General features: G+C 30.1%; 15 protein-coding genes and 1 riboswitch. Of the genes, 11 read left to right on the forward strand and 4 right to left on the reverse strand.

The window, feature by feature from the left end; translation table 11 throughout:
* Together AC8IGH_RS03785 and AC8IGH_RS03790 are read left to right on the forward strand one after the other, a co-directional pair.
* On the forward strand, window positions 1-587 hold a 587-nt coding region (locus tag AC8IGH_RS03785), incomplete at its 5' end, for a TorF family putative porin (RefSeq protein ID WP_507419386.1).
* Window positions 588-657: 70 nt separating this feature from the next.
* A riboswitch (TPP riboswitch) is annotated at window positions 658-747 on the forward strand.
* Complete coding sequence (locus AC8IGH_RS03790) at window positions 734-2,176, forward strand: sodium:solute symporter family transporter (protein ID WP_507419387.1); 1,443 nt, start codon at window positions 734-736, stop codon at window positions 2,174-2,176. Its footprint overlaps the riboswitch before it by 14 nt.
* Window positions 2,177-2,183: 7 nt before the next feature.
* Here AC8IGH_RS03790 and AC8IGH_RS03795 read toward each other — a convergent pair whose 3' ends face one another.
* Window positions 2,184-2,606 carry a DUF4149 domain-containing protein gene (locus AC8IGH_RS03795; RefSeq protein WP_507419388.1) on the reverse strand — a complete coding sequence of 141 codons (423 nt, stop codon included), beginning with the start codon at window positions 2,604-2,606 and terminating at the stop codon, window positions 2,184-2,186.
* A gap of 99 nt (window positions 2,607-2,705) precedes the next feature.
* On the opposite strand from AC8IGH_RS03795, the gene AC8IGH_RS03800 reads away from it, so the two are divergent.
* Window positions 2,706-3,590 (forward strand): cation diffusion facilitator family transporter, encoded by an 885-nt coding sequence (locus AC8IGH_RS03800; RefSeq protein ID WP_507419389.1) that lies wholly within the window; start codon window positions 2,706-2,708, stop codon window positions 3,588-3,590.
* Window positions 3,591-3,594: 4 nt separating this feature from the next.
* Here the strand turns inward: AC8IGH_RS03800 and AC8IGH_RS03805 are convergent, their stop codons facing one another.
* The gene (locus tag AC8IGH_RS03805; RefSeq protein ID WP_507419390.1) at window positions 3,595-4,695 is read right to left on the reverse strand and encodes an alkene reductase; all 1,101 of its coding nucleotides are present in this window, start codon (window positions 4,693-4,695) and stop codon (window positions 3,595-3,597) included.
* Between the two features lie 87 nt (window positions 4,696-4,782).
* Between AC8IGH_RS03805 and AC8IGH_RS03810 the strand changes: the two genes are divergently transcribed.
* The 3 genes from AC8IGH_RS03810 to AC8IGH_RS03820 are packed head-to-tail and all read left to right on the forward strand — an operon-like array spanning window position 4,783 to window position 6,195.
* Window positions 4,783-5,193 carry a (deoxy)nucleoside triphosphate pyrophosphohydrolase gene (locus tag AC8IGH_RS03810; RefSeq protein ID WP_507419391.1) on the forward strand — a complete coding sequence of 137 codons (411 nt, stop codon included), beginning with the start codon at window positions 4,783-4,785 and terminating at the stop codon, window positions 5,191-5,193.
* Entirely contained in the window at window positions 5,165-5,722 is a 558-nt protein-coding gene (locus tag AC8IGH_RS03815) for a DUF3833 domain-containing protein (protein WP_507419392.1), read from the forward strand. The genes AC8IGH_RS03810 and AC8IGH_RS03815 overlap by 29 nt, the downstream gene beginning before the upstream one ends.
* Before the next feature lie 38 nt (window positions 5,723-5,760).
* A complete protein-coding gene (locus AC8IGH_RS03820) occupies window positions 5,761-6,195 on the forward strand; it encodes a DUF1178 family protein (protein WP_507419393.1) in 435 nt (144 codons plus the stop codon).
* Here the strand turns inward: AC8IGH_RS03820 and ubiG are convergent.
* The gene (ubiG, locus tag AC8IGH_RS03825) at window positions 6,192-6,926 is read right to left on the reverse strand and encodes a bifunctional 2-polyprenyl-6-hydroxyphenol methylase/3-demethylubiquinol 3-O-methyltransferase UbiG (protein ID WP_507419400.1); all 735 of its coding nucleotides are present in this window, start codon (window positions 6,924-6,926) and stop codon (window positions 6,192-6,194) included. The genes AC8IGH_RS03820 and ubiG overlap by 4 nt on opposite strands.
* Window positions 6,927-6,999: 73 nt before the next feature.
* On the opposite strand from ubiG, the gene AC8IGH_RS03830 reads away from it, so the two are divergent.
* From AC8IGH_RS03830 to AC8IGH_RS03850, 5 genes are all read left to right on the forward strand, one after another.
* A complete protein-coding gene (locus tag AC8IGH_RS03830) occupies window positions 7,000-8,211 on the forward strand; it encodes an aspartate kinase (RefSeq protein ID WP_507419394.1) in 1,212 nt (403 codons plus the stop codon).
* A gap of 3 nt (window positions 8,212-8,214) precedes the next feature.
* Window positions 8,215-9,321, forward strand: coding sequence for a flavodoxin-dependent (E)-4-hydroxy-3-methylbut-2-enyl-diphosphate synthase (gene ispG, locus AC8IGH_RS03835; RefSeq protein WP_507419395.1), 1,107 nt, complete (start codon window positions 8,215-8,217; stop codon window positions 9,319-9,321).
* A gap of 6 nt (window positions 9,322-9,327) precedes the next feature.
* Window positions 9,328-10,404: a peptide chain release factor 1 gene (gene prfA, locus AC8IGH_RS03840; RefSeq protein ID WP_507419396.1), complete on the forward strand. Its 1,077-nt coding sequence runs from the start codon at window positions 9,328-9,330 to the stop codon at window positions 10,402-10,404.
* A 4-nt stretch (window positions 10,405-10,408) separates the two neighbouring features.
* Window positions 10,409-11,257, forward strand: coding sequence for a peptide chain release factor N(5)-glutamine methyltransferase (gene prmC / locus AC8IGH_RS03845; protein ID WP_507419397.1), 849 nt, complete (start codon window positions 10,409-10,411; stop codon window positions 11,255-11,257).
* Between the two features lie 121 nt (window positions 11,258-11,378).
* On the forward strand, window positions 11,379-11,807 hold the full coding sequence (locus tag AC8IGH_RS03850) for a DUF4167 domain-containing protein (protein WP_507419398.1): 429 nt from the start codon (window positions 11,379-11,381) through the stop codon (window positions 11,805-11,807).
* Between the two features lie 7 nt (window positions 11,808-11,814).
* On the opposite strand, the gene AC8IGH_RS03855 is transcribed toward AC8IGH_RS03850, so the two are convergent.
* Window positions 11,815-13,110, reverse strand: coding sequence for a M23 family metallopeptidase (locus AC8IGH_RS03855; protein ID WP_507419399.1), 1,296 nt, complete (start codon window positions 13,108-13,110; stop codon window positions 11,815-11,817).
* Window positions 13,111-13,569 lie beyond the last annotated feature (459 nt).

The raw sequence follows: 13,569 nt of genomic DNA on the forward strand, positions 1-13,569 counted from the left end.
GAATAGAACAAAATAAAGCTCAGCCATCACCATTTGTGGGCGCTGATTTTACTCACCCAGTAGGAGATTTTGGAGTGTATTTAGGGGCTTGGGCTGGTGCATCTGACGGATCGGATAGTCACAATTATGAATACGACGTTTATGGGGGAATAACTAAGACTGTTGGCATTGCCACTTTTGATATTGGATATGCTTCATATATGTATCCAGGTGCAAGTATAAGCAACCAAAAACAAACTGCAGAATATTATGGAAAAATAACTATAGCTCCAGATAAAAAACCTTACACTTTTGGAGCTGCTTATTATGTTGATGACACTGGTGGTCAAAAAAGTGGATCTACAAAACTTGATAGAGATTACTATGAGTTTAATGCTACTTATGACTTTGGAGTTCTTCAAAGTAAATTAAGCTATGGTGTTTGGGATAATGAAGCTGCAACTACAACAGTTACATTGTCCAAAGAATTAGCGACTATAAATTTTGATTTATCGTACATAAATGCTAACAAAGAAAGCAACGTGAGTGGAATAGCTGGTAATAAAGATAGAGAGTACGTTATTCTTCAAGCTAAAAAAACATTTTAATTAAATAACATTATTACTATTCAGTATTTAGAGATTGCAAGTCTCTAAATACTGATTTAGTATTTCTTTAACTAAGTTTTAGGGGTGCTTCAAAAGAGGCTGAGATTAGACCCTTGAACCTGGATTGGTAATTCAATTAGGGAAAAATGATAAATAATTTCTTAAGTTTAAATCTTACATTTGTAGTTGTTGTTTTAGTTTCAGCATTATTTTTATTTGTTGGAATATTTTATTCTAGAAAAAAAGTTAGCTTAAATACTTATTTAGTTTCAGATCGAAATGAAGGAGTATTTAATTTAAGCGCTACTCTAATTGCATCATCACTTGGAGCATGGATATTATTTGGACCACCAACCGCTGCGACATGGGGTGGGTTTGGATCTGTTATTGGTTATGCACTTGGAACAGCGTTTCCGATGATTTTGCTAATATTTTTTGGAAAAAAGATAAGATTATTATTACCAAAGGGTAAATCATTAACTGAAATAGTACTAAAAAAATTTGGAAAAAATTTATTCAGATTAATTTTTTCCTTAATGATTTTCTATTTATTTATATTTTTATGTGCAGAAGTAACCGCAATATCAAAGCTGATTTATTATATTTCAGGACTTAATATTTGGATTTCAGCTTCTATTATTTTATTTTTCACACTAACTTATGTTTTATATGGAGGATTAAAAGCAACAATCAGAAGTGATGGAATCCAATTTATTATTTTAATCTTATTATTTTTTTATCTAATTTTTTCAGTATTCTTACAGAATAATAATAATTTAAATCTAAATATTTTTCAGGAAAATTTTATTAAATTTGATAGCAAATCTTTAATATTGTCTTTTCAATTTGGCTTTGTATTTTTTATTGCGGTTGCTGCAACCAATTTATTTCATCAAGGTAATTGGCAAAGAGTTTATGCAGCTAAAAATGAAAAAACTTTAGTAAAGAGTTTGCTTATTGCATTTTTTATTATTTCTTTAATCGTTTTTTTTATGGGGGTGACAGGCAGTATTTCAAAATTAAATGGATTAAAATTTAATGAAGATCTTGCTTTTTTTTCTATTATTTTAAATAAAAATGATATTTTCATATCATTAATTGTTCTTATATTTTCTCTTTGTTTAACTATTAGTACCGTTGATACTTTGTTTAATTCAATATCAAGTCTTACAATTGTTCACAGTAAAGATTTTTTTAATTTTAGATTTTTAAAAGATAAAAAACTTTCAAATGTTATTTTAATTTTATTGGCTTGTATTTGTTTAATTATTGCTCTTTATCAATTTAGTGTACTTTATTTATTTTTATTAGCAGATCTTTTATGTTGTGCTTGTGTTTATGTAATCTTTAAAGGTCTATACCAAAAGAAAATTTATTCTTGTAGATCTTTTGCTTTAATAATGTGCGGACTTTGCTTGGGATTATTATTTTTTCCAAGCACAGATTTTTCTAAATCTTTATTGGTTGGTATTATTTTTAATAAAAATTTATTTAATGAGATATTTACTAATTCTTTACTTTTTTGGTCTTTTTTATTCGCAACCTTTTCACCATTAATTCTTGATATTGTTTATCGAAGATCTAAGTAAATAGATTCTAAAAGTCTAATAGTACAACAGTGATTGATATTAGTAGAATTATTTGAATAAAATTTATTGCAACAGAGCTACCATGTAAAATTTTAAATTTACGATTGTTCTTTGCTTTTTGTTTATTAATTGTTGGCATTAAATAAAAGTAAGAAAATGCAAATAAAATTAAGATCGCAGCATTTACATAAAAAATTATATTAAAAATTCCAAGGGATAGAATTGCAATTAAAGAACCCAACGCAAGAGCTGCATTAATAATGTAATAAATAGGGAATAATCTTCTTATATACGGCCCTGATTGAGTTGTGGGTAAAAATTTGTGAATAGTTGGTGCGATTACGAGTGAGAAAAATAACATTATTCCAAGACTTAAAACTGGAAATATCGTGATAACTGTTAATAAAAGATAGTCAATGAATGTTGGCATTTGAATATTAAATTAAAAAAGAGACCATATAGGGAAACTTTATTTAATCAAATAAATAAAATAGTTTTAGAATATTGTATATTTTAAGTAGCAAAATAGATGTCAGATTCACTATCTAATTACGTTAGAAAAAGAAAAATTGCGAATAAGAGTACATGGACAAGTGTAGTTGTTAATTTTTGTCTAGTTGTTTTTCAAATTATTGTTGGATTTTTTTCTAAATCAGCAGGGTTAGTTGCCGATGGTCTTCATACTTTAGCAGACATGTTTTCAGATTTAATAGTTTTGATTACGAGTAAGAAATCTTTAAATCCTCCAGATGATGATCATAATTATGGACATCATCGATACGAAAACGCAGTAGGTTTATTTTTAGGAGCTTTGCTAGTATTGGTTGGATGCGCAATGATTTGGAGCGCAGGTAAGAAGCTTGAAAATTCTGATCAAATCGCAGCAGTACATATCGGAGCTTTATATGCTTCAATCATTTGTTTAGTCGTTAAAGAATTATTATTTCGTTATCTTTTAAATATAGCAAAAAGAGCTAAATCAAACCTATTAATGGCTAATGCTTGGCATGCTCGCTCTGATGCGGCCTCATCTTTGGTTGTTGCAATTGGAATTATTTTTAATCTTCTCGGTTATCATAGCTTTGATCTAATTGCTGCGATCATTGTAGGTGTAATGATTTTAAAAATGGGATGGAATTTTAGTTACGAAGCAATCCATGCTTTAACAGATAAAGCTGCTGATATAGATGAAGTTGAAAAGATTAAAAAAATAATATTAGAAACTCCAGGCGTTATTAATGTTCATGATCTAAAAACAAGAAAAGTTGGTGATAGTATTATTGCTGATGTTCATATTGAGGTTAAAGGAACTTTAACAGTTACCGAAGGCCATGCTATTGCAGTTGAGGCAAGAAATAGAGTTATGCGTAGTTCTAGGGTTTTAAACCTAATGACGCACATCGATCCTGTTTAAATTTTTAATCTAAGGTTGGATAATCTGTATAACCTTTTTCATTACCGCCATAAAACGTTGCACGGTTATAAGGATTTAACGGTGCATTTGTTTTAATACGTTTTGGCAGATCTGGATTTGCAATAAAAATTCTACCAAATGCTACAGCATCCACATCATTTGACTCAACAGCTTTTTTTGCATCTTCAGGGGTGTATCCACCTGCAGAAATAAATACTCCCTTAAACTTATTTCTAAATAATTTTGTAGTAGATGGAGCATTTGTATTTACAGTATCGGCCCCTCCAGCTGAAGTTGCTCTAGGCTCAATCATATCAAGAAATGCAATTTGTCTTTGATTTAACTGATCTATTACATAATTGAATAGTTCATCAGGATTAGAGTCGCTCATATCATTAAATGTTCCATAAGGAGAAAGCCTCACACCAACCCTATCTTTTCCAAAAACATTAATAACAGCATCTAATACTTGCATAGGAAATTTAACTCTATTTTCTATAGAACCGCCAAATTCATCTAATCTTTTATTGCTTCCATCTTGTAAAAATTCATCAAGCAAATATCCATTTGCCATATGAACTTCAACGCCATCAAAACCAGCTTCTTTTGCATTTTTTGCAGCGTTTACATAATCTTGAACAATTCCAGGAAGTTCCGATGCTTCTAATGCTCGTGGAGTTAAAATAGCAGTTGGTTTCCAATCAGCAGTAAATGTTCCAGAATTTTTTGCAGCAATAGCTGAGGGCGCAACGGGTAAACTATTATTTGGCTGATGTGATGAGTGAGAAATTCTACCTACATGCCATAATTGTAAAAAAATATGACCACCATTTTTATGTACAGCTTCAGTAACTAATTTCCATCCTTGCACTTGTTCTTTGCTATGAATTCCAGGAGTTCCAGGGTAACCCTGACCTTGTTGAGAAATTTGTGTGGCTTCACTTATGATAAATCCAGCCGATGCACGTTGCGCATAATAAGTTGCATTTAATTCCCAAGGAATATTGCCAGGCTGTTTGCTTCGCATACGGGTTAGCGGAGCCATAATAATTCTATTCGGAAGAGTTAGATTACCTATTTTTAAATTATCAAAGATTGTTGGCATATGCTTCTGTTTGATTGAAGTGTTATATAAGTAGCATAGAAGCGAATGTCAAATTTGTTAATATTAAATATTTATTAAATTTATTTTATGAAAATAACATACGTTTCATCCTGTTTACTCAAAAAGTCTAATAAGATTTTAATTACTAGTAGACCTATGGGTAAATTTTTGAGTGGATTCTGGGAGTTGCCCGGTGGAAAGCTTTTTAATGATGAATCTTTTGAAGATTGCGCAATCAGAGAATTACATGAAGAAATAGGAGTCATTATAAATAAAGAAGATTTAAAAAATATAGATCTAATTACTCATCGATATAAAAATAATATAATTATTATGATGATTTATCTTGTAGAATTTTGGTCTGGAAAGATTAAACTTAAAGAAAAACAACAATTTAGCTGGATAAATCAAAAGCAAATTAAACAGTTTAATTTTTTACCAGGAAGCCAAATTGTTTTTGATAGAATTTATGAAAATTATTACAAATTTTTTAAATAAAAATTATAAAATATTATTTATATTTTTTATTTTTTTTAGTGTAACACAGTGTTCTTCATCTATGAAATTAGAACAATTTCAAAATAATAAACCTGAATTTAAATTAGAGGAGTATTTTAAGGGCAAAACAGTTGCGCGAGGAGTGTTCGAAGATCGTTTTGGTAATATTAAAAAAAGTTTTAAAGTTGATATCGATGGAACTTGGGATGGAAAGTATCTCATTATGAAGGAGAATTTTATTTATGATGATGGAACTAAAGAATTTAGGGAGTGGAAACTTGAAAAAATTGGTACCAATCATTATCAAGGTTATGCCAATGGAGTAATAGGTCTTGCTTCAGGATCAACTTCTGGAAATGCATTTAATTGGAAGTATGATTTTGATCTTCCAATTGGCTCTAGTAAATACAAAGTAAGTTTTGATGATTGGATGTTTTTGCAGGACAATAATTATTTAGTAAATATTGCAACCATGTCAAAATTTGGAATAACGCTTGGAAAAGTTATTTTATTCTTCAACAAAAACTAACATATTGAAATTAACACGAACGTTACTACATTAAGAGTATGATTAAATATAATCTTGAATGTTCTTGTGGTGAGACTTTTGAAAGCTGGTTTCAAAATTCCAACGAGTATGAAAAATTATTAAAAAAAAATTTAATTAATTGTTACGTTTGTGGTCAGTCAAAGACTGTTAAAAAAAGTATAATGGCTCCAAGTGTTGCAACTTCTAAAACCTCTAATACTGAAAAAGATGTAGAACAAAAAAAAGAATTCTTAAAAAATGTAAAAAGTAAGATAAGAGAATTGAATGATTATGTAGCTAAGAACGCTGAATATGTCGGAGACAAATTTGTATCTGAAGTTAGATCTATTCATTACGATAATAAAAAGAAAAGAAATATTTACGGCAATGCTACTTTAGAAGAGACTAAAGAATTACAAGAAGAGGGAATTGATGTTGCAACGATTCCTTGGGCTCCTAAAGAGGATGCCTAATCTTTTTTAAAGCTGACTGCATAGTTTACGTCCGTATCTCTACTTTTTTCCCACTCTCTTAAAAAGATATTAAATTTAAATCCCACTGTTTCTTTTTGTGTTAATTGATAATTAGAAGCTATTGAGATTATTTCATTAGGTTTTAAGAATTTATTCCAATCATGAGTTCCTTTGGGCAGCCAATTTAGTATGTACTCAGCGCCTATGATTGCAAATAAAAACGATTTAGCAGTTCGATTTAGTGTAGCAAAAAATATGATACCATTTTTTTTTAATAATTTAGCACAGGATTTTATAAACAAATCAACATCGGCAACGTGTTCAATGATTTCTAAGCATAAAATAACATCAAATTGTTCATTTAATTTTTCAGGAATTGTACATAAATAATTAATTTTTAAGTTCATTTGTTCTGCGTGAAATTTTGCAACGTTAATATTTTTTTCTGATGCATCAATTCCAGTAACCTTCGCCCCAAGTCTTGTCATAGGTTCTGAAATTAAACCACCACCGCATCCAACGTCTAATAAAGCTAAGTGTTTAAATGGATAAGATCCATTAGGTAATATTGAGAAATGATTTTTAATTTTATCTACTAAATATTCTTGTCTGACAGGATTAAATTTATGCAAAGGTGCAAATTTTCCATTGGGATCCCACCATTCAGAAGCCAATTCTGAGAATTTATTTATTTCTTGAGGATCGTCAGTTTGTTTATTCTTATTATCTATGTTCATTTTCTTGCGAAATATTTAACATAGAGGTAATTATAAATCTAAATTTTTAATATATTAATTAGCATTCATGAGTAAAATTGTAGTTAAGTTTGGCGGTACATCAGTTGCAAATATAGAAAGAATTTTAAATGCCGCAAAACTTATCAAAAGCAAAGCAGATGAAGGCCATAAAGTTGCTGTTGTTGTTTCAGCAATGTCAGGCGTCACTAATGATTTAATAAAAAAATCAAAAGAAATAGATCCAAATTTCGATGTGGAAGAATATGATGCTTTACTTTCAACAGGTGAGCAAGTCACTTCGACATTATTTGCAGGCGCTCTAAGAAAACTTGGTCTCAAATCAAGATCATGGTTAAGTTGGCAAATTCCAATTGTAACTGAAGGTTTTCATTCTAATTCTAGAATTGTTTCAATTGAAAATACAAAACTTAATAAATCGTTAGATCAAGGAGAGATTCCTGTTGTTCCAGGATTTCAAGGAGTTTCTAAAGATTTTAGACTTTCAACATTAGGCAGGGGTGGATCGGATGCCTCAGCTGTTGCATTGGCTAAATGTATAGGTGCTGATTATTGTGAAATTTATACGGACGTAGATGGTGTTTATACAACTAATCCAGCTATTAATCCTAAAGCAAAAAAGATTGATAAGATTTCTTATGAAGAAATGTTGGAGATGGCATCTCTAGGTGCAAAAGTGATGCAAAGTAATTCTGTACAACAAGGTATGATGAACAATGTTGAGATTCATGTGCGATCAACATTTACAAACAACGAAGGCACTAGCATTACGAGCGATGATAAGATTTCTTACGATAAAGTTATAACAGGAGTTGCTTACTCTAAAGATGATGCAAAAATAACCTTAATAGGTGTGGAAGACAGACCAGGAATTGCAGCTAGTATTTTTAAACCTTTATATGAAAATAATATTAGTGTTGATATGATTGTACAGAACGTATCCGCAGATAATAAAAAAACCGACATTACTTTTACAATTAAGAGAGAAGATTTAAAAAAATCTGTAAACTTAATTGAAAAAAATAGTAATCTTAAATTTGAAAAAATTACTTTTGACGACAAAGTTGCAAAAGTTTCAATAGTGGGTGCCGGAATGATTACACACCCAGGCGTTGCCTTTAAAATGTTTAAAGCATTATCAGACCAAAATATAAATATCTTAGTAATATCAACTTCAGAAATTAAAATTTCCGTTTTAATTGATGAAAATCAAACACAAAAAGCTGTAGTTGCAATTCATACTGCATTCGATTTAGATTAATTTATGAGCAGTATCAGACCGTTTAGAGAAATTGTAAGAAGGAAAACTAAAAAAATTAAAGTTGGAAATGTTTATGTTGGAGGAGACGCTCCAATATCTGTTCAGTCTATGACTAATACTTTAACTACCGATTCAAAAGCAACTTTGTTGCAAATTAATCAAATAGCTGAAGCGGGCGCAGATATTGTTAGAGTTTCTTGCCCAGACGAAGAATCTACAAAGGCATTAAAAGAAATTGTTAAACATGCAAATGTTCCAATCGTTGCAGATATTCATTTTCATTATAAAAGAGCTATCGAAGCTGCAGTGGCTGGAGCAAGTTGTCTTAGAATTAATCCTGGAAATATCGGTTCGAAAGATCGAGTAAAAGAAATTGTTAAAGCTGCAAAAGATTTTGACTGTTCAATTAGAATTGGCGTTAATGGCGGATCAATAGAACAAGATTTATTAGAAAAGTATAAAGAGCCATGCCCAGAAGCATTAGTAGAAAGTGCAGAAAGAAATATTAAAATCTTAGAAGATTTAGATTTTTTTAATTTTAAAATAAGTGTTAAAGCATCAGATATCTTTTTAGCGGTTAATGCTTACAGACAACTCGCTAAAAAATGTGATTACCCATTACACCTTGGAATTACAGAAGCCGGAAGTTATTTTGCAGGGACTATTAAATCTTCAATTGGAATTGGAATGCTATTAAGTGAAGGAATTGGGGACACTATAAGAATTTCTCTCTCTTCTGATCCAGTAAATGAAATTAAAGCAGGACTTGAAATATTAAAAAGTTTAAATTTAAAAAATCGAGGAGTTAAAATAATTTCTTGTCCATCATGCGCAAGACAAGCATTTGAAGTTATTAAGACTGTTGAAATATTAGAGCAAAGACTATCTCACATCAAAGAGCCATTAACATTATCTATCATTGGCTGTGTTGTGAATGGACCTGGCGAGGCATCGCAAACAGATATTGGTTTAACAGGTGGCGGCAAGGGAAGTAATATGATTTACTTGTCGGGATTGCAGGATCATAAAGTTCCTAGCGAAAACATTATTGATCACATTGTAGGACTTGTTGAAAAAAAAGCAGAGCAGATTAGAAATCAAGCGCTTTAAATTTAAATGATACCCATAGATAAAGTTGAGAACATCGTAAATAGATTCAATGAGTTAGAAGCTATTTTAGCAAAACCAGATCTTAAAAAAGATGAGTTTGTTAGTAATTCAAAAGAATATTCAAATCTTAACGAAATAATTAATTATGCAAAAGATTATTTAAAAATCTTAGAAGATTTAAAAAATACTAAAAATATTCTAGAGGACAAAACTACTGATAAAGAATTTTATGAAATGGCCGAGAGAGAACTTAAAGATTTAAAACAGCAAGAAGATGAATGTGTAAAAAAACTTAAAGTTTTCTTACTTCCCAAAGATGATGCTGACGAGAAGAACGCTATTATTGAAATAAGAGCAGGAACAGGCGGTATGGAAGCTGCTTTATTCGCAGCTGATTTATTTAATATGTACCAAAAAGTTGCGGTATTAAATGGTTGGAAAGTTGAGATTATAAATTTATCAAACAGCGAAGGAGGCGGCTATAAAGAAATTATTGCATCTATTGTAGGACGTAATGTTTTCTCCAAACTTAAATTTGAGTCAGGAGTTCATAGAGTTCAAAGAGTACCTGATACTGAAACACAAGGTAGAATTCACACATCAGCAGCAACAGTTGCGGTTTTACCCGAGGCTGAAGAAGTAGATGTTAAAATTAACGATGCAGATTTAAGGATAGATGTTTTTAGATCAAGTGGTCCTGGTGGACAATCAGTTAATACCACTGACAGCGCAGTTCGGGTAACTCACATTCCCTCAGGAATTGTTATCTCGCAACAAGATGAAAAATCACAACATAAAAATAAGGCCAAAGCTTTAAAAATTTTAAGATCTAAACTTTATGATTTACAAAGATCTCAACAAGAAAGCGAAAGAGCAAAGGCGAGAAAAAGTCAGATAGGAACCGGGGATAGATCTGAAAGAATTAGAACATATAATTTTCCACAAGGTAGAGTTACAGACCATAGAATTAATATGACGCTTTATAAGTTAACAGATTTTTTAGCAGGTGATGCATTTAAAGAATTGTCTGATGCAATACAAATTCAATTCCAAGAAGAGCAGTTAGAAAACTTAAAAGTGTAAATGTATGTTAGTTAATGATGCAATTATTTTTGTAGAACAGAAATTGAAGAGAAGTAATAATTTAAACTCTAGATTAGATTCTGAGATATTAGTTTCTCATTTAATAAATATTCCAAGAGAGAACATTTATTCTAAATTAAAAGAAAATCTTCCACTTAACAAAACTGAAGAATTAGAACGATTAGTAAATAGAAGAGTAAAAAAAGAACCAATTGCTTACATATTAAATAATAAAGAATTTTGGAGCACAAATTTTTATGTTGATCGTTCAGTTTTAATACCAAGGCCTGAAACAGAAGTGTTAATCGATTTACTGTTATCTTATATTAATAATAAAAATAATTATTTTAGTATTTTAGATATAGGCACTGGTTCTGGATGTATTTTAATATCTTTATTAAAAGAATTAGTTAAAGCTAAAGGAATTGGTATAGACAAATCTTCAAAAGCGATAGCCATTGCAAATAAAAATTCAATTTTGCAACAAGTAAATCATAGAGCGTTATTTAAAAATATAAACTTGGAACAGATAAGATTTGATAAAAAATTTGATCTTGTTGTTTCAAACCCACCCTATTTGAAGGATATTTCATTGAAAAATTTAAATTCTGACATCAAGCTCTACGAACCAAAAATTGCTTTGCAAGGAGGTGTGGAGGGTGTTGATTTTTTATATAAAATTATAAATTTAGCTTCAAAAATTTTAAAAATAAATGGTTTGCTAGCACTTGAAATTGGTGATAATCAGTTTCATATATTAGTTAAATATTTAAAAAAAAATCACTTTAAGATTTTAGATAAGTATATTTTAATTAACAAACAAGTTCGTTGTTTATTAGCAACTAAACTTTAAGAAATATTATAAAAATAACTAAGAATTGACATTAAATGGCTTTTATGGAAGTTTAATGACTTCCCTGAAATTGAAATAAAAAAATCAAACAATAAATAATAATTTTAATTTTTAATAATTGATGAATAATTTTGTAAGAAGACCTAGAAGACGCCCAGATCAAAGAAGTGGCGGAGGAATGAGAAGGCCAAGCAATGGTGGTTTTAGAAGTAATAGATCTCAGAATATTGAACACTCTTTTAATAATAACGGCAATAATGGATATAGGAACAATGGTTCACATGGGGCTCATAAACTAATTGAAAAATATAACAATCTAGCGAGAGAAGCTCTTGCATCTGGTGATATTATTTTAGCTGAAAATTATTATCAGCATGCAGATCATTATATAAGAATAGCTCCTCCACAATACAGATCTGAAAGAAATGGATCTACAACTGAAACGCCAGTTGAGACAACAGAAATTATTAATAAAATCCCAGGCGTTCATTTAGACGAGCCACAAGAAACAACAGCTGCTAACGTAGAGCAAGCTGAAGAAAATTCTTAAAAATTTATTATTTCCTTTTAGAGGCTTCTAAAATCAAGTTATCGATATTTCTTTTTTGTATCTCAAAAAAGTTTTTATTATTACCCTCTAAAGGATTAGCAGAAGGCAATTTTAATGTTTGTGAATTTTCCTTTCTACCATTTATCATAACTTCATAATGTAAGTGCGGACCCGTTGAGCTTCCAGTGCTTCCTAAATATCCTATAATTTGACCCTGTTGGACTTTTGCTCCTCGTCTTATTCCTTTAGCGTAATCTTGTAAGTGGGCATAATTAGTTTGATAAACAGGACTGTGGCGTATTGAAATAAACTTTCCATATCCACCTTTCCATCCCGCATACTCAACTGTGCCAGTACCAGATGCCATCACAGGAGTTCCAATAGGTGCAGCAAAATCCGTACCTTGGTGCATTAAATTGTAACCTAAGATTGGATGAAGCCTAAATCCATATCGTGAAGATAATTTTGCTCCATTAATTGGAGTTCTCATTAAACTTCTTTCAATACTTTTTCCTTCAGGTGTAAAATAACCAAAGCTTCCATTAGGATATTCATAACGATAAAGAATAATATTTTTTTGAGTATTAGTGATTTCACTGTAGATAATGTTGCCTGTTCTTTGTGATACTCCGTCATCGTCTAAATATCTTTCATAAAATATTTTAATTTTATCATTTTTTCTTAAATCACGTTGAAAGTCTATTTCAAAACCATAAAGTCTTGCAAACTGTGCTACAATACTATTTTCAATTCCAGACTGTTTTGCTGTTCTGTAAATTCCTCTATCAATTGTTGTCTCAACTAAATGATTTTTTTTTGTTAAAATCTTCGTAACTCTTTTTGTCTCATAAACGTTATCTTTGTTTAGAAAAACATGAACTGAAGTAATATTATCTATATTTATAGTTAATCTTGAAACAAAATTTCCATTTTTTTCTTTTTTAATAATTAAATAAACTTTTTGATCATTCTTTAATGATCCAATATTATATTCTCTTCTAAGAGCGCTTAGAATATTGTTAACTTCTGTTGATGAAATCTTTTGATCATAAAGAATTCTTTGAAGACTATCTCCATTTCTTGCTTTAAATTCTATTTTTGTTGCTCCAGAATTAAATTGATTAAATAAAAAATCTTTTACTGTTATTAAATTATTTTCTAATTCTTGATTTTTACTTTCTCCAGTCTCACTATATTGATCAAAAGATTTAGATATAAAAATGAAAATAATAATAACTGGAACTATTAAAAATACTAAACTAGGCCTAATGTTTGGCCTGTACTTTAGGATCTTTCTATACATTTGCAGTTAAATATCTCATTAACTTTTTAGAGTCATCCCAAAACTCAATTTTCAGTTGTCAAACACATGTGTAGTAGCAAATAAGAGGCTATTTTATTGGGTTTAAATCACTACTAGCTGTGTTGACTTAGCAACATTTTAGACGTACATACAACGTCCCTTGTCCTGAATAATTAATTATTTAGGGACAAAATAATAAAAATTTAAATAAGACAAAAAGAAATCCTAACAGATTTCTTGTTGTCTTGTTGAGCTCTTTAAAAACGTAAATTAGGAAGAGAAGCGTGGACGGCTATATTTGTAAAAAAATTTGGCTGTACACACTTCTATAAAAAATACAAAAGTAATTTTGTACAAGCTGTTTTTAATTAAACAGATAGTAAAAGCTTGTGTACGCCGTTATTAAACTTGAGAGTTTGATCATGGCTCAGAACGTACGCTGGCGGCACGCCTAACACA

It is taken from the genome of Candidatus Allofontibacter sp. (assembly GCF_038145245.1).
In the GTDB taxonomy this organism is placed as follows: Bacteria; Pseudomonadota; Alphaproteobacteria; order Pelagibacterales; family Pelagibacteraceae; genus Fontibacterium.